Genomic DNA, 22,620 nt, shown 5'->3' on the forward strand with positions numbered 1-22,620 from the left:
CGACCACACGGAAAAGCTGCTGAGCGGCGCGATCGGCACCGCCTCGGCGCGCATCATGGTCGCGGCGACGATGCGCCGGCACCGCACCGCCATCGGCCGGTCGCAGACGCTGCTGCGCCAGGCGTCGGAGGCGATCCTCTTCAACCGCGACCTCTTGAGCGCGACGCTGGACAATATCGGCCAGGGCATCGGCGTGTTCGACCGCGACCTGCGCCTGGCCGGCTGGAACCGCCGCTTCGTCGAGATCCTCGGCCTGGCCGAGCCGCAGGTCGGGATCGGCATGCCACTGCAGGCGCTGACCGGGCCGGGCGGCAGCCTCGGCCTCGCGGTGCTGCTGGAGGAGCAGCGCGACCCGGACCGCCGGCGACGCCCCCACAGCCATGAACGCCGCGGCGCCGACGGACGGGTGCTGGAGCTGCAGACCAACCCGATGCCGGAGGGCGGCTTCGTCCTGGTCTGCACCGACATCACCGAGCGGGTGAAGACGCTGGACGCGCTGCGCGAGAGTGAGCGGCGCATCCGCATCTACACCGACAACGTGCCGGTGCTGATCGCCTATGTCGACCGGGAGCAGCGCTATCGCTTCACCAACCGCCCCTATGAGCAGGCGCTGGGGCTGCAGCGCGGCGAGACCGACGGGCTGTCGATCCGCACCGCCTTGGGAGAGCAGCGCTACGGCCGGCTGAAGCCCTATATCGACGCGGTGCTGGCCGGCCGGCACCAGGTGTTCGAGATCGAGTTCGCCGCAGCGGGGGCCGAGCTGGCGCGCGGCACCTATATCCCGCACCGGGACGGGCAGGGGGAGGTGATCGGCTTCTTCACCCTGTACCAGGACGTCACCGAGCAGCGCCGGGCCGAGGCGGTGCTGCGCGAGACCGCGGAGACGCTGGAGCGGCGCGTGGCCGAACGCACCCGCGAGCTGACCGAACTGAACGAGGCGCTGGCGGCGGCGAAGGCGGCGGCCGAGGCGGCCAATCTCGGCAAGACCCGCTTCCTGGCGGCGGCCAGCCACGACCTGCTGCAGCCCTTCCATGCCGCGCGCCTGCTGACCGCCACCCTGGCGGAGCGGCTGGGGCGCAAGGCCGAGGCGCCGCTGGTCGGCCACATCGACAGCTCGCTCGCCACGGTGGAGGAGCTGCTGCAGGCGCTGCTGGAGATCTCCAAGCTCGATGCCGGTGCCGTCGAGCCGCAGCCGCGGGCGGCATCGGTGGACGAGATCCTGCGGATGGCGGTGCTGCCCTTCGAGCCGATCGCCCGCCGCCGCGGGCTGCGCCTCAAGGTCGTGTCCTCCAGCGCCACGGCGCTGACTGATCCGGCGCTGGTCCGGCGCATCGTGCAGAATCTCGTTTCCAACGCCGTGCGCTACACGCGGGAAGGCGCGGTGTTGGTCGGCTGCCGCCGGCGCGGCGACGCCCTGGTGATCCAGGTCTGGGACACCGGGCCTGGCATTCCGCCCGAGCAGCTCTCTGCCATCTTCGAGGAGTTCCGGCGCCTCGGCTCCGGCGGTGAGGACGAGCCGGCCGGGCTGGGCCTCGGCCTCGCCATCGTCGAGCGCATCGCCGCCCGGCTCGGCCACCGGGTCTCGGTGCGCTCCCGCCTCGGCCGCGGCAGCGTGTTCGAGCTGGCGCTGCCGCGGGCGCGGGAGCCGGCCGCCGCGCGACCGTCCGAGGCGCCGCGGCGACGGTCGCCGGGCACAGACCTGGCCGGCCGGCTGGTGCTCTGCGTCGACAATGATCGCGCCATCCTGACCGCGACCCGCCTGCTGCTGGAAGGCTGGGGCTGTACCGTGCTGACCGCCGTGGATGCCGAGACCGCTCGCGAGGCGCTGCAGGCCGCCGGGCGGGCGCCGGATATGGTGCTGCTCGACCACCACCTCGCCGGGGCGGAGACCGGGCTCGACGTCCTCGACGCCCTGGAGGCGGAGATCGGCCGGCGCCTGCCCGCGGCGCTGGTGACGGCGGACCGCACCGACCCGGTCAAGGCGGCGGCCCGCTCCCGCGACCTGCCGCTGCTGCACAAGCCCTTGAAGCCGGCGGCACTGCGGGCGCTGCTGGTGCAGCGCCTGGCCGCCCGGCAAGCGCCGGCGGCCTGAAAGACCTAATGGCCGGCCGGGTCCAGCAGCCCGCTCTGGCGCACCGCGATCACCGCCTGAGTCCGGTTCTGCACGCCGAGCTTGCGGAAGATCTGCGACAGATGCGCCTTCACCGTGGCCTCGGTGATCGACATCTCGAAGGCGATCTGCTTGCTCAGCTTGCCTTCGGTGAGCAAAGCGAGAACCCGCAGCTGCTGCGGCGTCAGCTCGGCCACGCGGCGGCTCAGCTCGCTGCGCTCCGGCGCGTCGGCGGCCGGGCCGGTGGCGGCCTCGGGGAACCAGACGCCGCCGCCCAGCACGCTCTCGATGGCATCGCCGATCTCGGCCAGCGGCGTCGATTTCGGCAGGTAGGCGGAAGCGCCGAACTCCATCGCCTGGCGCATCACCGCCGGCTCCTCATTGGCCGAGACCATGATCACCGGCACGGCGGGGAAGGCGGCGCGCAGCGACGCCAGGCCGGTGAAGCCGTTCATCCCCGGCATCGACAGGTCCAGCAGCAGCAGGTCGACGGTGCGGTCGCCGAGCAGCACAAGAACCTCGGGGAAGCTGCCGGCCTGGATCACGGCGGGGGCGGGCGACATCACCTCGGCCAGCGTCTCGGCCAAGGCGCGCCGCACCAGCGGGTGGTCGTCGGCGATCAGGACAAGGGTGGCGTCGGTCATCTTCCGCCAAAGCAAAGGCCGCGCCCATTCTGGGCGCGGCCCCGCAGTGGAGACAAGCTCCGGCGTCAGTTGTTCTTCTGGATGTCGATGTGCCGGGTGTCCTTCAGGAACAGCGTGCCGATCACCAGCGTGATGCCGGCGATGATGATCGGATACCACAGCCCGCTGTAGATGTTGCCGGTGCCGGCGACGATGGCGAAGGCGATCGCCGGCAGGGTGCCGCCGAACCAGCCATTGCCGATGTGGTAGGGCAGGGACATCGAGGTGTAGCGGATCCGGGTCGGGAACAGCTCCACCAGCATCGCCGCGATCGGGCCGTAGACCATGGTGACATAGATCACCAGCACGAACAGGATCAGCCACACCATGAAGTGGTTGATCTGCGCCGGATCGGCCGAGGCCGGATAACCGGCGGTTTTCAGCGCGTCGGCCAGGCTCTTGGTGAAGACGGGGCCGACGGTCGCCGCATCCGCCGCGGTGGCGTCATAGGCGGTGATACGGGTGCTGCCGACATCGATCTCGGCTTTGGAGCCCGCCGGGCCCGCCTGGTTGCTGTAGGGCACACCGGCCTTGACCAGCGCGGCCTTGGCGATGTCGCAGGAGGTGGTGAATTTCGACGTGCCGGCCGGGTTGAACTGCACGCTGCACTCGGCCGGATCGGCGATCACCGTCACCGGCGACGACGCCTGCGCCGCCTCCAGCGCCGGGTTGGCGTAGTGGGTCAGGGCCTGGAACAGCGGGAAGTAGGTCAGAACCGCCAGCAGGCAGCCGGCCATGATGATCGGCTTGCGCCCGATCCGGTCGGACAGCGCGCCGAACACCAGGAAGAACGGCGTGGCGACCAGCAGCGCCCCAGCCACCAGCAGGTTGGCGGTCTGGGGGTCGACCTTCAGCGTGGCGGTCAGGAACAGCAGCGAATAGAACTGGCCGCAGTACCAGACCACCGCCTGGCCCATAGTCAGGCCGAACAGGGCCAGCGCCACGATCTTCAGATTGCGCCCGTTGGCGAACGCCTCGGTCAGCGGCGCCTTGGACGTCTTGCCCTCGGCCTTCATCTGCTGGAACAGCGGCGATTCGCTGAGTTGCAGCCGGATCCAGATCGAGACGATCAGCAGGATGATCGAGACCATGAACGGGATGCGCCAGCCCCAGGCGTCGAAGGTGGCGGTGTCCATCGACATGCGGCAGGCCAGGATCACGATCAGCGACAGGAACAGGCCCAGCGTCGCCGTGGTCTGGATCCAGGCGGTGTAGAAGCCGCGCCTGCCCTGCGGCGCATGCTCCGCGACATAGGTCGCGGCGCCGCCATATTCGCCGCCCAGCGCCAGGCCTTGCAGCAATCGCAGCGCGATCAGGATCACCGGCGCGGCGATGCCGATCGACTCGTAGCCCGGCAGGAAGCCGACCGCCGAGGTCGACACGCCCATGATCACGATGGTGACCAGGAAGGTGTACTTCCGACCGACCAGGTCGCCCAGGCGGCCGAACACCAGCGCGCCGAACGGCCGGACGAAGAAGCCGGCGGCGAAGGCCAGCAGGGTGAAGATGAAGGCCGCGGTCGGGTTGACGCCGGAGAAGAAGTTCTTGGCGATCGCCGCGGTCAGCGCGCCGTAGAGATAGAAGTCATACCACTCGAACACCGTCCCGAGCGACGACGCGAAGATGACCTTCCGTTCCTCGCCTTTGCTGAGGGTTCGCAATGGTGTTCGAAGCTCGGCACCTGACGCAGCGGTCATTGGCGCATCCTCCCCCTGATCATTGTGGTCGGCGCGCCGTTTTGTCGGGGCAGAGGCCCCTAAGTGTGCGACGCGCTCGATTGCAACTTTATCAGCGGGGCCGCAGCGGGACGTATTCGACGTTCGTCTATGCGCCGGCGGGGTCTTCCAGCACCCGTTTCAGCGTCGCCAGGTCGCGCTCGACCCATTCGGCGTCGCGGGCGAAGCGGGCGTCGTCCATCTCCGGCTGGCGGAACAGGTGAAACGTGACCTCGCTGCCGCCGCCATTCGCCAGCACCCGCATCGGCAGGGCGATCTCCGGCCCGGCCGGCGGGATCACCCAATGGTCGGCGATGCGGAACGGGTTGGGCGGGGTGAAGCGCACGCGCATCGTCCCTTCCGGCGTCTCGGCGATCCAGCCGTCGCCGTCCCGGGCCAGCGACCCGGCCAGGCCGCTGGCCCAGCGCATGAAGTTTTCCGGAACGGAGAGGAAGGCATAGACGGCGTCGGGGTCGCGGTCGATCCAGACGCTGAGGGTGCGGGAGGGCAGGGCTCGGTTCATGGCGGACCTCCGTGATTGGAACCCGCGCAGTCTGCGCCGGGTTCCGCCGCAAGGCTTGAACGGAACGGCCAGTTCTTGGAATGTTCCTTTTGCTGGACTCATGCCGATGTTCCATCTATGTTCTGGTCATGTCGGGTCGCGGACTCGCCGCGACCCCGGGCAGAGGAGAACCGGGAATGGCGGTCACGCGCGAGTTCCGGGAACGGGACGGCCTGAAGCTCTATCGTAACACCCTGTCGCGCCGTGTCCTGGCGGCTGAGGGATCGGCGCCGATGCTGCAGGCGGCGATGCGGGAGTTCCCCGACCTGCTGGGCTTCGACCTGTGGCAGCACCCCTCCGGCGCGCTGATGCTGTGCCGCACCGACAACCGGCCGGCGGCTCTGGCCAAGGACAAGGCCTGGGCGGCGGCCCGCCCGGACCTGCTGTTCGCTCCGGTGTCCGTGCAGGAGATGCCGGCGGTCGCTGCGCTGCCGCGCGGCTTCGGCGACGCCGCCCGTCCAGCCTTCGCCTGACGCCGTCGAACCGGTCAGCCGCCCTCGGCGGCGCGCCGGCGATCCAGGCTGGCCTTCGGCCACAGCGCTTGCGGGTCGTAAAAGACCTCGAAGGCAGGCGCGTCCTCCGGCAGCACCACCCAGGGCAGCTTCGACCGGGTGTGGATATGCGCGTCGGGCGGCAGCGCCGCCGGATCGTCCAGCGTGCCGACGCGGACGAAGCGAACTTGTGGGCGGCCGTTATAGGTGCTCCACAGAGCCGTGCGGCAGGCGCGGCAGCGGTGGATGACATGCGGCAGGCCACTCTCGGTCGGCACGGCAACGGGCTCGAGAGTGCCGGACAGCAGCTCGACCCGGTCGGCCTCGATCAGGGCATTGATCACGAAGGCACTGCCGGTCTGCCGCTGGCAATCGCGGCAATGACAGCAATTCACGAACATCGGCGGCGACAGCAGGCGGTAGCGGACGGAACCGCAGGCGCAGTGGCCTGCGAGGGGAGGGAGCGTTTTGTCTCCCAGACTTGGCAGCGGGTGTCTCGATAACGAAAGATCGAAGCGCTTTCTGGCGAACGCTTTGCCAGAGCCGGACTTGAAATACTTTTCCAGGGAGCGCGCGACTGTCTCCGTCCCCACCGCGATATAGCTGCGCAACGTGACTGGACTGAAGGCCCGTGTCGAGACGACGTCTCCGTTCTGGTGCGAACGAAATCGGCGTTTCAGATCGCTCGTCGAGCCGACATAGATGTCGTGATTTCTGAGCTCGAGAAAGTAGACGTACCACATCTACCTTCGTCCCCCTTCGCCAAGGCTTCGGGGGACACTCCTACGCCTAAGTCGCCTTCGTATGCCAGTCCACCCGGAGGTGGCCTGCCACCCGAAGCCGAAGGCGTAGGGTGGCGGAGGGGAAGGGATTCGAACCCTCGATACGGCTCAACACCGTATACCCGCTTTCCAGGCGAGCGCCTTCAACCACTCGGCCACCCCTCCGCTGGAGGCGCGACAATAGCGATGAGGGTCGGGGTCGGCAAGCGGAGTTGTGTGGTTTACCACACGTCGCTTCCGGCATGGTTCGCGGCCGGGCCGCGCGATAGACTCGGCGTCGCAAAAACAGGGAAGCGGAGATGAAAATGGCCGAGGTGTTCCGGTTCGATCGCGCTTTGGCGCGCCAGCCCGCCGGGTCCGCGGTGGACGGGTTGCGAGCCGTCGATCGGGGCGCCCCGGACATGGCCCGGTTCCGGGCCGAGCATGCCGCCTATGTCGCGGCGCTGGAGCAGGCGGGCGTGGCGGTCGAGGTGCTGCCGCCGCTCGAGGGCTTCCCCGATTCCGTCTTTCTCGAGGATCCGGCGCTGACCTTCCCCGAAGGCGCCATCCTGCTGCGCCCCGGCGCGCCGTCGCGGCTGGGCGAGGCGGCGGAGCTCGCCCCGGCGCTGGCCGCCCGCTTCGAGCGGGTGCTGGCGATGGAGGCCGGCTTCGCCGAGGGCGGCGACGTGCTGGTGACGCCGCGCGCCGTGATGATCGGCCTGTCCGCCCGCACCGATGCCCGCGGCGCGGGGGCGCTCGCGGCGCTGCTGACCGAACTCGGCCGCAAGGCGGAGATCGTGACGCCGCCGCCCGGCGTGCTGCATTTCAAGACCGCCTGCTCGCTGCTCGACAGCGAATCGGTGCTGGCGACCGAGGCCCTGGCCGGCTTCTTCCCCGGCATGCGCGTGGTGCGCGTGCCGGAGGGGGAGGAGGCGGCGGCCAACGCGCTGCGGGTCAATGACGTCGTCCTGGTCGGGGCCGCCTTCCCGCGCACCGCAGAGACGCTCGACCGGCTCGGTTATCGCGTGGTGCAATTGCAGGTGGCGGAGACCGGCAAGCTCGACGCCGGGCTCTCCTGCATGTCGCTGCGCTGGGGAAATCCGGCCTGAGGATCCGGGCGATGGCGCGGCCCCGGCTGCTGATGTAGGGTGCGCGCCCCGATCCGTCCGGTACACTCGCTGCTCGTGACCACGCATCCTCTTCCGTCCGACACCGACGCCCAGCTGACAGCTCCGGTCGACCTCAGCGGACGCACCATCCTGCAGGTTCTGCCGGCGCTCGGCACCGGCGGGGCGGAGCGTGGCTGCGTCGACGTCGCCGCGGCGATCGAGGCGGCAGGCGGCAAGGCGCTGGTCGCCTCGGCCGGCGGCGCCATGCTGCGCGACTTGGCGCGCACCGGGGCGGAGCACGTCACCCTGCCTCTGGCCGGCAAGAACCCGGTCACCCTCTGGCGCAATGCACGCCGACTCGAAACCCTGATCCGCGACCGCCGTATCGACCTAGTGCACGCCCGCAGCCGCGCCCCGGCCTGGAGCGCGCATGCCGCCTGCCGGCGCACCAATGTTCCGTTCGTCACCACCGTGCATGCGCCGTACAACCAGCACAACGCCGCCAAGCGGCTGTACAATTCGATCATGGCGCGCGGCGACCGGGTGATCGCCATCTCCGACTACGTCGCCCGCTACATCATCGACGGCTGCGGTGCCGACCCGGCACGGGTCCGCATGATCCCGCGCGGTGTCGACCTGCGGCAATTCGCGATCGAGGCGGTCTCGGCCGAGCGGATGATCGCGCTGGCCCGCGCCTGGCGCGTCCCGGACGACCGGCCGGTGGTGCTGATGCCGGGGCGCCTGACCCGCTGGAAGGGCCAGACGGTGGTGATCGACGCCCTGGCCCGGCTCGGCCGGCAGGATCTGTGCTGCCTGATCGTCGGCAGCGATCAGGGCCGCAGCGGCTACCGGCAGGAGCTGATCGACCGGATCGCCGCGAAGGGGCTGAGCGGCGTGGTGCATCTGGTCGATCATTGCGACGACATGCCGGCCGCCTACATGTTGTCCGACTTGGTGGTGCACGCCTCGACCGACCCCGAGGGCTTCGGCCGGGTGGTGGTGGAGGCGATGGCGCTGGGCCGGCCGGTGATCGCCACCAATATCGGCGCACCGCCCGAGGTGGTGGCCGAGGGCGAGACCGGCTGGCTGGTGCCGCCGGGCGACGCTGACGCCCTGGCCGCCGCCATCGACCGGGCGCTGTCGCTGACCCCCGCGGAGCGGGAGTGGATGGCGGAGCGCGCGACCGCCACGGTCGCGGCCCATTACACCAAGGAGGCGATGACTGGCTCCACCCTGGCCGTGTACCGGGAGCTGCTGGGCGCGCCTGTGGCGCCGGCCGGCTGAGGGGCCCCGCATGCTGCCGCTGCTCGCCAAGACCTATGCCCTGGCCGGGGCCCTGGCCGCGCCCGGCCGCACCCGCCGGATCATGGCGCTGAAGGACCGCCACCGCGGCGAACGCTGCTTCCTGCTCGGCAACGCGCCGTCGCTGCTCGATTTCGACCTGTCGAAGCTGGCCGGCGAGCAGTTCTTCGTGGTCAAGAAGGGCTACAAGGCGCTGGAGCACGGGCTGCCGTCGCCGATCCCCTATTATGTGCTCAGCGACCTGCGCGGCTGGGACCGGATCAAGGCCGATGTCTCGACCCTGCCGGTCGGGACCTACCTGGTGCGCGACACCATCGCCGCGAAGCCGGAGTTCCATCCCCCGGCCGAGCGGGTGGTGACCTTCCCCAGCTATCGCGGCGGCCTGCGCAAGCAGGGCTTCCGGCGCCATCCCTGGCAGGGGCTGGGCAACGACTCGACGGTGATCCTGTTCGCCGCCCAGATCGCCTTCTATATGGGCTTCGCCGAAGCCTACATCCTCGGCGTCGATCTCGATTATTCTCAGGACACGACCTACTTCTACGCGGCCGGGCAGACCGAGACGAATCAGTATGCCCGCCCCGAGGACGAGATCTATGCGGAGGAGTTCGGCCTGCTGCGCCGGGCTTTCGAGGCGGATGGCCGGATCCTGCGCAATGTCGGCCGCGGTGGCGCCGTGATGGGGCTGGAGCGAGCGGACTATGCGGTGGTGCTGGAAGCGCCGCAGCCGTCGCGTGGCGGGATGCGGCGACGTTAGTAGGACGCCATTCTTGACCGTCCGGCCGCAGGCCCGCCTGCTTGCCAATATCGATTATACTGAATTATTACACGCTTCGACTTTTGGTTGACAGAAACAGCGTAAAATTTGGAATCGCTGGCGCTTCGCGAACCCGCTATGCTTCTCGGTGGTTGGGGTCAGGTTCAGAACAAAATCATGGATTTGCGTCCAGTCGGACCCGCGCGCCAGTTCGCCGTGGTCACGACCTGCAATGCTGCAGGATATGAAGCCTATGGGCGCCGTATGGTCGAAAGCTTCGATCGGCATTGGCCGGCCGAGGTGCCGCTTCTGTTGTATTGCGAAGGCTTCGAGCCCCGGCTTCCCGGCGGCCGGATCGTCACCCGCGATCTGATCGACAGCTCGCCCGAGCTGGTGGCATTCAAGCATCGCCACGCCGCCAATCCACTGGCTCATGGGCTGACCCGGCGCCCGCGATTCCGGCTGAGCTACGACCTGGCGAAGCTGCGCTTCAAGCTCGGCGAGAAGCGCTGGGGCGAGGGCTACCGCTGGAACGCGGTGCGTTTCGCGCATAAGAGCTTCGCCATCTTCCATGCCGCCGCGACAACGGAGGCCGACGTTCTGATCTGGATCGACGCCGACACCCGCTTCTTCGCCGATGTCGGCTGGGCGGAGATCGAGAGCTTCGTCCCGGAGGATCACTTCGTCGGCTATCTGCGCCGCCGGATCCACTCGGAATGCGGCTTCGTCGCCTACAATCTGCGCCATCCGGCGACGCGCGAGATGCTGGCGGAGTTCGAGCGGCTCTACACCCGGGACGAGATGTTCCGCGAATACGAGTTCCATGACTCCTACCTGTTCGACCTCGTCCGCAAGCAGATGGAGCGCAAGGGGCACAGATCCTACGACATCGCCGGCGGGCTGGGCCTCAAAGTGCCGCATGTGCTGATCAATTCCCGTCTCGGCAGGTTCATGGACCACCTCAAGGGCGGGCGGAAGGAGGAAGGGCGCAGCCGGGTCGGCGACCTGGTCCTGGAGCGACAAGAAGCGTATTGGCGCGATTCCGGCTGATCGCGTGCGACCGCCGACCGAAGGCCATGCCGAACCGTCTCGCAACGTCACGGCCTTGCCATGATGCTGCCTCGCTGCCCTGTCACATGACGACGGAGCGGCGCGTCGACGAACCGAAGAGCCGCAAAGCGGATGTGATACCGGGCACAGTGTGGTATTCCTCGGGCCACTAGCCTGCCGGTGAGTGGTCCACCAGCAGCGGGGAGGTGACAAACGATCGCCGAGCTGCGTCAAAGGAAATAGGATTTCGGGCAAGACGTCATGAGCGGTCATTCACTCAAGAGATTGTCCCGGTGGTTCCTAAGACGATTGTCATATTCTGTTCTTCTGGAGAATTTGATCGAGACCCGGGCGCGGTCTGCCGTCAAGGACTATCGTTTGACCATTCGCGGCAACACGCCTGACATGGGGACGCCGGGGGTTCTGTTTTGCGGATGTGATGATGGTTACTACAGGAAATTCGCGTCGAGCTTCCTGCTGTCGGCCGAAAAGCTGGCCGAGCCGCTGCACATCCACATCCATCTCTACGGACCCTGCCAGGAGACTCTCGATCACATCGACCGCATGCGCCGGTCGCTGGGCCATGTGAGGCTGTCCTTCACCTGGGAGGACGACTCCTACCGGCGGCTTTCCCTTCCGGGGCCGGTCTACTTCTCGGCGGCGCGGTTCCTGGTCCTGCACCACCTGCTCCTGGCCTGCAAGGCGCCGATCCTCTGCGTCGACATCGACGGCATCGTCCGCCGGCCGCTGGACCAAGTGTTCCAGATGATCGAGCGGGCCGACGTGACACTGCACTTCCGGCTCGGCGAGCGCCGGGTGTGGCGACGGATCATGGCCGGGGCCGTCGGCGTCAACCACTCCAAGGAATCGCTCGGGTTCTGCGAGAAGCTGGCGAGCGCCGTGTGGCAGGCGCTGCACATGCGGCCCAGCGACCATGTCGACCAGCCGGTGATCTACTATCTGTACGTCATCCGCCGGCGACTCAAGCCGCGGATCCGGTGGCAGCACATGCCGGCCGGCGTCGTCGACATCGCCTTCGGGGACGACAGCTTCATCTGGTCGGCGAAGGGGGCGCTGAAGGAAGGGCCCGTCTTCTCCCGCGAGACCTCGGCACTCGAAGCGAATTACGCGCTGGACCTCGATCAGGCTCATGCCATCTATGCCCAAGCCCGCGGCGACGGCACGAATGGGTAGGATCTTCGTCTTCTGGGGCGTCTCGATCGGCAAGCCCGGGGCGGCGCTAGCCGAGGGCGCTGCCCGCCTCGGCACTGTCCATATGAGCACGCCGGCCCGGTTCGAGCCGGACGATATCGCCATCCTTTGGGCGCCGTTCCGCGGCACCTTCCGCAGCGACATCTATCGCCAGATCCGGGCCGCGGGGGGGCGGGCGATCATCGGCGAGAATGGCTGGCTGTCCCCGATCCAGGGGCGGAAATACTTCCAGCTGGCGCTGCATGGCTGGAACGGCACCGGCGACTTCCCGGCCGGCGACGGCAGCCGATGGGAGTCGTGGAACGTGCCGCTGCGCGACTGGCGCCGCGAGGGCGAGACCATCCTGGTGGTGGAGCAGCGGCCGAAGGGGATCAATCTCGACCCCCGCGCCATGCCGCCAGGCTGGGCGCAGAGCGTCATGCCGAAGACTGCCCGCCCAGTGGTGCGGCGGACGCGGTTCACCGAGGCGCCGCTGGACCGGCAGCTCGACGAGGCCTTCGCCACGCTGACTTGGACCAGCACCGTCGCGATCAAGTCGCTGATCCGCGGCGTCCCGGCCTTTTATTGCGGGCCGCACATCAATTGCGGCGAGCTGATGCGGCGCGGCCTGGACGTCGACAACCCGATCTATCCGGAGCGCGAGCCGGTGTTCCAGCGCTACGCCTGGATGCAGTGGACCGATGAGGAGATCCGGTCCGGCGAACCCTTCGCGCGGCTGTTGTCGCTGCCGCATGACGGCCGGCCCGAACTCCTGCTCGATCCCGATCCGGTGCCGTCGGCCTGGACCATGGCCGGGCGGGTGCGGGCCGCCGTGGCCGGCCGTAAGCCGCTGGCCAGGCTGGCACAGCGCCTGATCGGATAGGGGCTTGCGAATCCGCCAGTCCCGGCGGATCAATCGTCCCAGCTGCGCGTTGTCAGGCCGCCCGTCTCACCGAGCAATGGATGAGCCAGGGCCTTCCGGGGTTTCCTGCCGTCCATGTTGTTCAATTCCTACGTCTTCATTCTCCTCTTCCTGCCGCTGACCTATGCGCTGTGGACGGTGGCGCGCCGGTTCGCCGGGGTCTCCTGGGCCATCGCCGCGCTCCTGGCCGCCTCGCTGGTGTTCTACGGGGCCTCCGCGCGGTTTGAGCTGCTGCTGCTGGTCGCGGCGATCGTGCTCAACCACTATCTCGCCGGGGTGATCCACCGTCATCGCCTGACGCCGCTCGGGCGGCGCTGGATGCGGCTGGCCGTGGCCGGCAATCTGCTGTTCCTGTTCGTGTTCAAATACACCGGCTTCGTCACCCAGACGGCGGCGGACGCGCTGGGCTGGCCGGCGATGGCGATCCACATCGCCCTGCCGATCGGCATCTCCTTCTACACCTTCCAGCAGATCGCCTATCTGGTCGACGTGGCCCGCGGTGAGGGGGAGCCCTGGCCGCTGCCGCGCTATGCGCTGTTCGTTGTGTTCTTCCCGCATCTGATCGCGGGACCGATCGTCCATCACCGCGAGCTGATCCCGCAATTCGCCAGTGGGGCCAGGGATGCGCGGATCGGCGACCTGGCCCTCGGCCTGTCGATCTTCACCATCGGCCTGGCCAAGAAGGTCCTGGTCGCCGACAGTTTCGCCTTGATCGCCTCGCCGGTGTTCAATGCCGCGGCGCAGGGGGCGCAGCCGGGGCTGCTCGACGCCTGGGCCGCGGCGGTGGCCTATGCGCTGCAGATCTATTTCGACTTCTCGGCGTATTCCGACATGGCGATCGGCCTTGGCCGGATGTTCGGCATCCAGATGCCGATCAATTTCGCCTCGCCCTACCGGTCGCTGTCGATCGTCGAGTTCTGGCGGCGCTGGCACATCACGCTGTCGCGCTTCCTGCGCGACTATCTCTACATCCCGCTCGGCGGCAACCGGCACGGACCGGCGCGGCGCTATCTCAACGTCTTCGTCACCATGCTGCTGGGCGGCATCTGGCATGGCGCCGGCTTCACCTTCATCCTGTGGGGCGCGCTGCACGGCCTGCTGATCGTCGCCTGCCAGGCCTGGCGGACCAGCCGGTTCCACCTCCCGCTGCCGGCCGCCCTGGCCTGGCTCCTGACCATGGCGACGGTGATCCTGGCCTGGGTGCCCTTCCGCGCCGCCGACATCGCCACCGCCGGCCGGATCTATGCCGGCCTGTTCGGCCTCGCCGGGGAGCTGCACATGCCGGCGCTGGACTATGCCCCGTCGGCGACGCTGGAGATGATCCTCGGCACGCTGCATCCCGGCACCGCCTGGAATGTCTGGCTGTCGCTAGGCGCCGGGGGCGCCGGGCTGCTGGCGTGCCTCTGCCTGCCCAATGTCCAGACGCTGTTCCGGCGCTACGGCGTCGGCCTGCCGACCCGCGGCTATGCCGACGGTGTCGAGCCGCCGGCGCTCGGCCGCCTCTGGCCGGCCTGGCGGCCGCATCCGGTCGCCGCGGCCATGATCGGCCTCCTGCTCGCCGCCTGCATCCTCAAGCTGAACGATGTCTCCGAATTCATCTATTTCCGCTTCTGACGCGCGCCGCTACCTGCTGACCGGCGCGGCGGCGGCCGCGGCGCTGGTGGTGGCGATCTGCGCGCTGTCGCTGTGGGGCATGCAGCACGGCCTGTCGGAATGGCGGGAATCCGAGCTGTTGCGCTACCAGATCGACAAGATCGACGACACCTCCCAGGTCGACATCCTGCTGGTCGGCGACAGCTCGCTCGGCAACTCCATCGACGCGCGGGACTGGAGCCGGCGGCTCGGCCTCTCGGTCATGTCGCTGCCGCTGGTCGGCACCTATGGCTTCGAGGGCACGCTGAACATGCTGCGGCGCGCGGTGCGCGAGACCCGCCCGCGCGTCGTGGTGGTGATGCAGACGCTGGATATGATGCGGCGTAAGCCATCCTGGCCCGGGGCGCTGTACACGGCGGAGACGCTGGGCGACCTCGCCGACGTGCCTCCGCGGGAGATGCTCGCTTCGCTGGCCACCTGGGATATCCCGGCCGGCATGCTGCAGGCCGCGGTGACGGGAGGAGCGATCGACCCCGCCATCGCCCGGGTCGACTACGTGCCGCAGAATCCGGCCCGCTTCGGCGGTCCGCTCTATCCGCGGACCTATGAGCCCGGCGCGGTGCGCCGGGACGCCGCCGCATCGCTGCGCCGCATCGGCGATTTCTGCCGCGACCAGGCGCTGACCTGCCTCTATGCCAGCGGCCCCTATCTGAATCCGCAATGCAAGGAGTCCCGGGGCTATGCCGCGGCCATCGCCGAGGTGGCCCGCCAGGCCGGGATGATCCCGGTGGACGGGACGCCGGTCTGCATGCCGCGGTCGGATGTCGGCGATTCCGAGGATCATGTAATCCCGTCCCGCCGGCCGCAATACAGCGAGATCCAGCGGGCCTTGATCATGGCGGCGATCGAACGCACCGGTGTCGGGCTCCGCCGCCGCCCGGTGTCCGGCCCCGGCACCTGAGCGCCGCCGGGCTTGCCCAATCGGGCGAGTTGTCGGATACCGACAGCCAACATGACAATCCGGTAAAGTCGGCGTGACGCCTCGTTTCTTCGTCTATCTGCCCCAGGGCGACCGCAAGCCGTGGCGCGAATGCATCGCCGCCTGCGAGCGCTTCGGGCCGACCGCGACGGAGCTGCCGGAGCGGTTCGAATCCCGGGATGTCCTGGTCACCTGGTCGCCCTTCCGGCTGTCCAAGCGCTGGGCGGCGTATCGCGACGTGCGGGCCGCGGGCGGCCGGGCGGTGATCCTGGAGAATGGCTGGCTGTCGCCGCCGGGCGGCGTCCGGCATTTCCAGTTCGCCCTCGACGGCTGGAACGGCACCGGCCGCTTCCCTGATGGCGGGCCGTCGCGCTGGGCCGCCTGGGGCGTGCCCCTGCGGGACTGGCAGCGCCAGGGCCGCCATGTCCTGGTGCTGGGACAGAAGGCGCAGTCGATCGGCGATGCCCGGCGCATGCCGCCGGGATGGGCGCAGAGCCTGCGCCTGCCGACCCGGCGGCTGGTGCTGCGCCGCATGCCGGGGGCGGCGCGCCCGCTGGAGGACGACCTGCGCGATGCCTGGTGCACCGTGACCTGGACCAGCACGGCGGCGATCAAGGGGCTGGTGGCGGGCATCCCGGCCTTCCATTGCGGCCCCAACTCGCTGTGCCCGGAGCTGTCCAAGCCCGGGCTGGATATCGAGGCGCCGATCTACCCAGACCGCCAGCCGGTCTTCGAGCGGCTGGCGTGGTGCCAGTGGAGCGCCGCCGAGATCGCGACGGGCGAACCGCTGGCGCGGCTGCTGGACCTGCCGCATGACGGCGCTCCGGTGACGCTGCCGGAGCCCGAGACGGTCCGCCCGCACTTCACGCTGCTCGGCCGAGTGCGCGACCTCGCCCTCCGCCTGCCCGGGGACCATCCGGTCCGCCGACGGCTCGGCATGTCCTGAGCCGGGGCGAGGGACTTATGCGCATCTTCATCGTCCTTGGCGATCCGCCGTCTCCCGGACAGACCAACATCAAGCCCTATGAGGAGGTGGCGGCCGGCGCGCGGCGGCTCGGCCCGGTCACGATCGGCATGCCCGACCGCGACGCCGGGCCGGACGACGTGCTGATCTGCTGGTCGCCGTTCCTGGGCACCGACCGCCTGGCGGCGCTGCGCACGATCAAGGCGGCCGGCGGCCGCGCGATCGTGATGGAGAATGGCTGGCTGTCGCCGATCGGCCCGCGGCGCTTCTTCCAGGTGGCGCTGGACGGCTGGAACGGCGAGGGGCGGTTTCCCGCCGGCGGCCCGGAGCGATGGCGCGGCTGGGACGTGCCGATGCGGGACTGGAACCGTGGCGGCGAGCATGTCCTGGTCATCGGCCAGAAGCTGAAGGGGGCGGAGCAGGATTTCCGGCGCATGCCGGAGGGCTGGGACTACAGCCTGACGCTGCCGACCCGGCGCCCGGTGCTGCGGCGGACGCGCAAGACGACGGTGCCGCTGGCGGATCAACTGCGCGGCGCCTGGTGCACCGTGACCTGGACCAGCACCGCCGCGATCAAGGGGCTGATCGCCGGCGTGCCGGCCTTCTATTGCGGCCCGACCCTGATCTGCCACGAGCTGTGCCGGCGCGGCACCGACGTCGACCGCCCGGCCTATCCGGAGCGGGAGCCGGTGTTCGAGCGCCTGGCTTGGTGCCAGTGGACGGCGGAAGAGATCGCGACCGGCGAGCCCTTCGCCCGGCTGCTCGACCTGCCGCACGACCGGGTGCCGGTGGCGATCGCCGAGCCCTTCACCCTGCCGGCGGCGGTGACGCCGCGCGGCATGCTGCGCGAGCAGCTGGACCATGCACGCCGGCGCTGGCGCCGCCGTGTGGCCCGCTGGAGGGGCTGACGATTTGCAGCGGTCCGGGGCGCCTGCACCTCGTCACGGTGGGCCATTGGTCCGAACGGGCCGCGACCGATGGACCCTCTCCTGTCCGATTCACGAGCGGTGACGTGAGCAGCCGATTCTTCGTCTACACCCCGCGGGGAGGCAGCCAAACCTCGCAAGAGCCGGGCGCGAAGCCCTGGCGGGAATGCATTTCCGGTTGCGAGCGCCTGGGGCCGACAGCGACCGAGCTGCCGGACCGGTTCCAACCCGACGACATCCTGATCGTCTGGTCGCCGTTCCGCGGATCCAAGCGGTGGAAGGCATACCAGGCGGCGAAGGCGGCCGGCAGCCGCGTCATCGTGATGGAAAGGGGGTGGCTGTCGCCGATCAAGGGCGCACCCTATTTCCAGCTCGCGCTCGATGGCTGGAACGGCACCGGCCGGTTCGAGCCCGGCGGGGCGGAGCGGTGGCGGTCCTGGGGAATCCCGCAGCACGATTGGCGGCGGGAGGGGAAGCATATCTTGGTGATCGGTGACGACCGGCGCAACAATGCCCGCGATCCCCGCCGCACTCCGATCGGGTGGGCGGAGAGCGTGCGCTTCGACAGCCCACGCCCGGTGGCGCGGCGCCTCACCCGCAACCAGTGGGTTCCGCTGCAAATGCAGTTCGAGAATGCATGGTGCACCGTCGTCTGGACCAGTTCGGTGGCGATCAAGAGCATCCTCTCCGGTATTCCGGTCTTCTATTGCGGGCCGAACCTGGTCGGGGCGGAACTGGCCAGGCTTGGCCTCGACATCGAGCACCCGGTGATGCCCGAGCGCGAGCCGGTGCTGGAGCGCATCGCCTGGATGCAATGGAGCCGCGCCGAGTTGGCGTCCGGCGAGCCCTTTGCCCGCCTGCTCGCCCTGCCGCATTCCGGCGAACCGCAGCTGGTCGAGGAACTCCCTCCGATTCCTTCGATGTGGACGCCGGCCGGTCGCCTTCGCGCCCTGGGCACTAAGCTGCCGCCATGGATCGGGCTCAATGGGCTCGTCGGCCGGGCTCTCGGCATTACCTGAGGGCCGGCTCGGGGCGATCCATCGCCCTGACCAGCAGGACCTGCCGACCCGCCGGCGGGCCGGCTACGATCCGCGGCGCTGCCGGTCGGCGGCGAGACGGTCGCGGATGATGCCGGCGATGCGGCCGGCCTCGTCCAGCGGCGTGTAGGCATAGGGCTCGATCGCACCGGCGAAAGGCCGGGTCAGCCCGAGCGTTTCCTGCATGTCGCGGTGGAAGCGACGGAACTTGTCGAGATAGGGGCCGGGCGTCTCGTCCAGCGGGATCGAGAACACCGGCAGGCCGGTCGAGGCCGCCTCGCAGGTCATGGTGATCGAATCCACCGTCACCAGCACGGCATCGGCGATCGCCAGATACTGGAAATAGGGGCTCTCCCCGGTCCGGTCCCAGACGAAGCCACGGTCGCCGGCCAGCGCCTGCCGCAGCCGCGGCAGCATGGCGGGGTCGGACCGGCGCGAGGTCGTGACCAGCAGGCTCCACCCCTCCGCCTGCAGCCCGCGCAGCTGGGCGATGATGGCGTCGACGCGCTCGGGCGAATAGCCGTAGCCTGGGTTGGGGCCGCCGATCATCACCGCCGCGCGGCGGCCGGGCAGGGCGGCGAAGCGCTGCTCCGCGGCGGCGCGATGGCCAGCTACCGTCGCCGCGTCGACACGATGCGGCGCGCCCACCATCGGCAGCACGTCGTCGCGGCCGTCGAAGTCCGGCCGCCAGTCGTGCCGGCCGACGAAGCACAGGTCGAACCGGTCGAAGCCGACGGTCGGGACCTGCAGATGCACCGTGAAGATCGACCCGCCGGACCGGCGTGTCGCGGCCATCACCGCCGGCTCCGCCTGCCGGCCGCAGGAGATCGCGAGCTCCGGCCAGGGCGGCCGGATCCGGTTCAGATGGACGTTGCGAATATGGATCCAGCGGCGGTTCAGGCGCCGCGCCAGGCCGCGCCTTGCCGGATCCGGCCGCTGCACCAGGCGAGTCTCGGCTTTGACCCCCAGCTTCTCGGCAACGCCGCGGCACTGGGCGATGGTGCCGGCCTTGCTTTCGCTGACGATCCAGCAGCGGATCGCGGACAGGTCTCTCAGCCCCAATGCTCGGCCACCCAGGGGGTGGGCCGCACATGCTTCGACCAGCGTCCCGGCCAGTGGCCGCTGATGGCGTATTCCGGCTTCGGGTCGCCGTGGAACACCACGATGCGGGATCCCTCCGGCCGGCGCGGGGTCATGAACCAGTTGAACAGGCCCAGGGGGCCGCCGGGCATGCAGTGCTTCTTGAAGCTCACGCACCACGCGTCCGGCCACCAGGTGATCTCGCCGATATGGTCGGAGACGTAGGTCTGCGAGTTGCGGTACCGGGCGAAGATCTGGCGGTGGTTGGCGATCAGGTTGTCCAGCACGTCCTGATGCGCCCCGATGTCGAAGCGGTACACCGAGGTGTTGCCGACGCGGCGGTCCGGGTGGGTCCAGTTGTGGATCACGCAGAACCGGCCCGGATGGTCGAAGAACGGGTCCAGGCTGTCGACGATGACGATGTCGAGGTCGAGGAACAGCGTCGGCCCCTCGAGGTCGCCCAGCGGCTGGCCGAACAGCGTCACCTTGCGCCAGGGCAGGTTGCAATGCGGCTCCGGCACCGACAGCACCGGCATCGGGAAATGCTCGACATCGGGGTCGAGCCCGGTCGGGTCGTCGGTGAAGCAGACGAAGCGGTGCGGCCGCGCCAAGTTGCGGCTGACCATCGCCTTCAGCCGGTTGACGTATTCAGGGCCGTATTTCGGGCCCCATTTGGCGCAGATGACGTTGACCATCGGGCAGTGTTTCCGTTGCTTGACCGCCGAGTTAGCATGCAGGTCCGGTCCGGCTCAAGCGACGTGCCGCCGCGCCCGGCGGGCCGGCCGTCCGCGCATGGCTGATCCCCGAGCCTGCCTTGAACTTGCCTTTGTCCGGCAACATTCCCAATTTCCGCCTAGAGCAATTCCCGATTCCCCCGATTTCCTGCTGATGAGCGGACTGCGCGACAGACTGAAACGACTGCGGAAGGCATGGCCGCGCCTGGTGCGGAGCCATGTCGTGCATCCGCTGCAGGCGGCGCTGGCCTACACCGCCTATGGCGTGCTGCGCTGCGTGCCGATCGACGTGGCCTCGAACATCGGGGCTTGGGCGGCGCGGACCATCGGCATGCGCATCGGCGCCACCCGGCACGGCGACCGCAACCTGCAGCTGGTGATGCCGGAGCTGACGGCGAAGGAGCGGCGCAGGATCCTGACCGGCATGTGGGACAATCTCGGCCGGGTGCTCGGCGAGTATCCGCATCTGCGCGCGCTGGGCCGCAAGGAGACACGCCGGGCCGACCGCATCACCGTCGACGGGATCGAGAACTACCACGCGGCGCGGGCCGACGGCCGGCCGGTGATCATGGCGCTGGCCCATTTCGGCAATTGGGAGGCCGGGCCGATCGTCGCCACCCGCCACGGCGCGCCGCTGACCATCTTCGTGCGGCCGCTGAACAACCGGCTGGTCGACCGCCTGGTCCGCGGTGTGCGCCTGTCGCTTGGCACCGGCCTCTTGGAGAAGCGCATGGCCGGCAACGATGCCCGCCGCGCCCTCGGCCTGCTGCGCAATGGCGGCGTGCTGGGCGTGATGGTGGACCAGCGTTACACCGGCGGCCTGAAGGTGCCGTTCATCGGCCAGGACGCGCTGACCTCGCCGGCGGCGGTCGAGATGGCCTACCACTTCAACTGCGCGCTGCTGCCGATGCGGGTCGAGCGCACCCGCGGCGCCCGCTACCGCGCGGTGATCGACCCGCCGCTGGACATTCCTCGTACCGGCGACCGCAAGGCCGATGTGGAGGAGGGGGTGATCCGGCTGAACCGCGTGGTCGAAGCCTGGGTCCGCGCCCGGCCCGAACAGTGGCTGTGGCTGCACAAGCGCTGGCGTCTGACGCCGAAGCGGCCGATCAAGCCGCCGCGGGTGATGCGCCAGTCGTCGCCGCCATCGCAGGCGGCATGAGAGCGCCGTTGCCTGGGCCGCTTGACAGGCCATCCCTGCCCCTTACAGTGCCTCGCCCTCTCCGGACGACTGAACGTGGATAGAAACATGGCCGAGGTGTCGAGCCCTGGCGGCATCGCCATCACCCTGCCCGACGGCGCGGTCCGCCGCTTCGACCGCCCTATGACGGGCGCCGACATCGCCGGCGACGTCTCCAAGAGCCTGGCCAAGGCGGCGATCGCCATGACCGTCGACGGCAAGCTCAAGGACCTGTCGACCGTGGTCGACCGCGACGCCAAGGTCGGCATCGTCACCCGCAGCTCGCCCGAGGCGCTGGAGCTGATCCGGCATGACGCCGCGCATGTCATGGCCGAGGCGGTGCAGGAGCTGTATCCCGGCACCCAGGTGACGATCGGCCCGGCGATCGAGAACGGCTTCTACTACGACTTCGCCCGCGACGAGCCGTTCACGCCCGACGATCTGGAGAAGATCGAGGCGAAGATGCGCCAGATCATCGCCCGCAACGCCGCCTTCACCCGCGAGGAATGGGACCGGACTGAGGCGATCGAGTTCTTCAAGGCCAAGGGCGAGAAGTACAAGGCCGAGATCATCCAGGACCTGCCGGAGAGCGAGACTATCTCGGTCTACCGCCAGGGCGACTGGCTGGACCTGTGCCGCGGCCCGCACATGCCGACCACCGGCGGGGTGGGGCAGGGCTTCAAGCTGACCAAGGTGGCCGGTGCCTACTGGCGCGGCGACCACCGCAACGCCATGCTGCAGCGGATCTACGGCACCGCCTGGCGCGACCAGAAGGAGCTGGACGCCTATCTGCACCAGCTGGCGGAGGCGGAGCGCCGCGATCATCGCAAGCTGGGCCGCGAGATGGACCTGTTCCATCTGCAGGAGGAGGCGGCCGGCAGCGTGTTCTGGCATCCGAAGGGCTGGACCCTGTACCGGACGCTGGAGAACTATATCCGCGAGAAGCTGGCCCGCGCCGACTATGTCGAGGTGAAGACGCCGCAGCTGGTCGATTCCAGCCTGTTCAAGGCGTCCGGCCACTGGGACATGTATGGCGACAACATGTTCAAGGTGGCGATCGGCCAGAAGGAGGACGGCTCGCCCGAGCGCCTGGCCGGCATCAAGCCGATGAATTGCCCCTGCCATGTGCAGATCTTCAACCAGGGCATCGTCAGCTACCGCGACCTGCCGATCCGCATGGCCGAGTTCGGCAGCTGCCACCGCAACGAGCCGTCGGGCGCGCTGCACGGGCTGATGCGGGTGCGCGCCTTCACCCAGGACGACGCCCATATCTTCTGCACCGAGGAGCAGTCGGTGTCGGAGGCGGCGCGCTACATCGCCCTGCAATACGAGGTCTATCGCGATCTCGGCTTCCCGGACGTGGCGGTGAAGCTGGCCCTGCGCCCCGACGTGCGGGCCGGGTCCGACCAGCAATGGGACATCGCCGAGCAGGCGCTGCGCGACGCGCTGATCGCCGCCGGGCTGGAGTTCGAGGAGC

General features: G+C 69.2%; 21 protein-coding genes and 1 tRNA gene. 15 read left to right on the top strand and 7 right to left on the bottom strand.

The window, feature by feature from the left end:
- Nucleotides 1-2,092: NahK/ErcS family hybrid sensor histidine kinase/response regulator (locus ABDW35_RS09020; protein WP_343713525.1), on the top strand; the 2,092-nt coding region annotated here is incomplete at its 5' end.
- A 5-nt stretch (nt 2,093-2,097) separates the two neighbouring features.
- Here ABDW35_RS09020 and ABDW35_RS09025 read toward each other — a convergent pair.
- From ABDW35_RS09025 to ABDW35_RS09035, 3 genes are all read right to left on the bottom strand, one after another.
- Nucleotides 2,098-2,754 carry a response regulator transcription factor gene (locus ABDW35_RS09025; protein WP_343713526.1) on the bottom strand — a complete coding sequence of 219 codons (657 nt, stop codon included), beginning with the start codon at nt 2,752-2,754 and terminating at the stop codon, nt 2,098-2,100.
- Between the two features lie 65 nt (nt 2,755-2,819).
- Entirely contained in the window at nt 2,820-4,490 is a 1,671-nt protein-coding gene (locus ABDW35_RS09030) for an MFS transporter (RefSeq protein WP_343713527.1), read from the bottom strand.
- Nucleotides 4,491-4,617: 127 nt separating this feature from the next.
- Nucleotides 4,618-5,031 carry an SRPBCC family protein gene (locus ABDW35_RS09035; protein WP_343713528.1) on the bottom strand — a complete coding sequence of 138 codons (414 nt, stop codon included), beginning with the start codon at nt 5,029-5,031 and terminating at the stop codon, nt 4,618-4,620.
- 176 nt (nt 5,032-5,207) lie between these two features.
- Here ABDW35_RS09035 and ABDW35_RS09040 point away from each other — a divergent pair, with 176 nt between their 5' ends.
- Nucleotides 5,208-5,543 carry a hypothetical protein gene (locus tag ABDW35_RS09040; protein WP_343713529.1) on the top strand — a complete coding sequence of 112 codons (336 nt, stop codon included), beginning with the start codon at nt 5,208-5,210 and terminating at the stop codon, nt 5,541-5,543.
- A gap of 14 nt (nt 5,544-5,557) precedes the next feature.
- Here the strand turns inward: ABDW35_RS09040 and ABDW35_RS09045 are convergent, their stop codons facing one another.
- On the bottom strand, nt 5,558-6,304 hold the full coding sequence (locus tag ABDW35_RS09045; RefSeq protein ID WP_343713530.1) for a GFA family protein: 747 nt from the start codon (nt 6,302-6,304) through the stop codon (nt 5,558-5,560).
- A gap of 111 nt (nt 6,305-6,415) precedes the next feature.
- A tRNA-Ser gene (locus ABDW35_RS09050) sits at nt 6,416-6,508 on the bottom strand.
- Nucleotides 6,509-6,648: 140 nt separating this feature from the next.
- Here ABDW35_RS09050 and ABDW35_RS09055 point away from each other — a divergent pair.
- The 11 genes from ABDW35_RS09055 (at nt 6,649) to ABDW35_RS09105 (ending at nt 18,131) form a co-directional block, all read left to right on the top strand.
- Nucleotides 6,649-7,431, top strand: coding sequence for an arginine deiminase family protein (locus ABDW35_RS09055; RefSeq protein WP_343713531.1), 783 nt, complete (start codon nt 6,649-6,651; stop codon nt 7,429-7,431).
- A 75-nt stretch (nt 7,432-7,506) separates the two neighbouring features.
- Nucleotides 7,507-8,715, top strand: a complete 1,209-nt coding sequence (locus ABDW35_RS09060; protein ID WP_343713532.1) for a glycosyltransferase family 4 protein — start codon at nt 7,507-7,509, stop codon at nt 8,713-8,715.
- Nucleotides 8,716-8,725: 10 nt separating this feature from the next.
- Nucleotides 8,726-9,487: a hypothetical protein gene (locus ABDW35_RS09065; RefSeq protein WP_343713533.1), complete on the top strand. Its 762-nt coding sequence runs from the start codon at nt 8,726-8,728 to the stop codon at nt 9,485-9,487.
- Between the two features lie 300 nt (nt 9,488-9,787).
- The gene (locus tag ABDW35_RS09070) at nt 9,788-10,537 is read left to right on the top strand and encodes a hypothetical protein (protein WP_343713534.1); all 750 of its coding nucleotides are present in this window, start codon (nt 9,788-9,790) and stop codon (nt 10,535-10,537) included.
- Between the two features lie 378 nt (nt 10,538-10,915).
- Nucleotides 10,916-11,731 carry a hypothetical protein gene (locus ABDW35_RS09075; protein ID WP_343713535.1) on the top strand — a complete coding sequence of 272 codons (816 nt, stop codon included), beginning with the start codon at nt 10,916-10,918 and terminating at the stop codon, nt 11,729-11,731.
- Nucleotides 11,724-12,611: a hypothetical protein gene (locus ABDW35_RS09080; protein ID WP_343713536.1), complete on the top strand. Its 888-nt coding sequence runs from the start codon at nt 11,724-11,726 to the stop codon at nt 12,609-12,611. Before ABDW35_RS09075 ends, ABDW35_RS09080 begins: the two co-directional genes overlap by 8 nt.
- Before the next feature lie 114 nt (nt 12,612-12,725).
- Complete coding sequence (locus ABDW35_RS09085; RefSeq protein WP_343713537.1) at nt 12,726-14,264, top strand: MBOAT family O-acyltransferase; 1,539 nt, start codon at nt 12,726-12,728, stop codon at nt 14,262-14,264.
- The gene (locus tag ABDW35_RS09090) at nt 14,233-15,204 is read left to right on the top strand and encodes a hypothetical protein (protein WP_343713538.1); all 972 of its coding nucleotides are present in this window, start codon (nt 14,233-14,235) and stop codon (nt 15,202-15,204) included. Before ABDW35_RS09085 ends, ABDW35_RS09090 begins: the two co-directional genes overlap by 32 nt.
- 73 nt (nt 15,205-15,277) lie before the next feature.
- The gene (locus tag ABDW35_RS09095; protein ID WP_343713539.1) at nt 15,278-16,168 is read left to right on the top strand and encodes a hypothetical protein; all 891 of its coding nucleotides are present in this window, start codon (nt 15,278-15,280) and stop codon (nt 16,166-16,168) included.
- Between the two features lie 17 nt (nt 16,169-16,185).
- A complete protein-coding gene (locus tag ABDW35_RS09100; protein ID WP_343713540.1) occupies nt 16,186-17,094 on the top strand; it encodes a hypothetical protein in 909 nt (302 codons plus the stop codon).
- Between the two features lie 104 nt (nt 17,095-17,198).
- Nucleotides 17,199-18,131 (top strand): hypothetical protein, encoded by a 933-nt coding sequence (locus tag ABDW35_RS09105; protein WP_343713541.1) that lies wholly within the window; start codon nt 17,199-17,201, stop codon nt 18,129-18,131.
- Nucleotides 18,132-18,194: 63 nt separating this feature from the next.
- Here ABDW35_RS09105 and ABDW35_RS09110 read toward each other — a convergent pair whose 3' ends face one another.
- Together ABDW35_RS09110 and ABDW35_RS09115 are read right to left on the bottom strand one after the other, a co-directional pair.
- The gene (locus tag ABDW35_RS09110) at nt 18,195-19,211 is read right to left on the bottom strand and encodes a mitochondrial fission ELM1 family protein (protein ID WP_343713542.1); all 1,017 of its coding nucleotides are present in this window, start codon (nt 19,209-19,211) and stop codon (nt 18,195-18,197) included.
- Nucleotides 19,202-19,924, bottom strand: a complete 723-nt coding sequence (locus ABDW35_RS09115; protein WP_343713543.1) for a glycosyltransferase — start codon at nt 19,922-19,924, stop codon at nt 19,202-19,204. The genes ABDW35_RS09110 and ABDW35_RS09115 overlap by 10 nt, the downstream gene beginning before the upstream one ends.
- Before the next feature lie 262 nt (nt 19,925-20,186).
- Here ABDW35_RS09115 and ABDW35_RS09120 point away from each other — a divergent pair, with 262 nt between their 5' ends.
- Together ABDW35_RS09120 and thrS are read left to right on the top strand one after the other, a co-directional pair.
- A complete protein-coding gene (locus ABDW35_RS09120) occupies nt 20,187-21,125 on the top strand; it encodes a lysophospholipid acyltransferase family protein (RefSeq protein ID WP_343713544.1) in 939 nt (312 codons plus the stop codon).
- 87 nt (nt 21,126-21,212) lie between these two features.
- Nucleotides 21,213-22,620 (top strand): threonine--tRNA ligase (thrS, locus tag ABDW35_RS09125; protein WP_343713545.1); only part of this gene is annotated, 1,408 nt, incomplete at its 3' end.

The organism is Inquilinus sp. (assembly GCF_039594555.1).
In the GTDB taxonomy this organism is placed as follows: Bacteria; Pseudomonadota; Alphaproteobacteria; order DSM-16000; family Inquilinaceae; genus Inquilinus.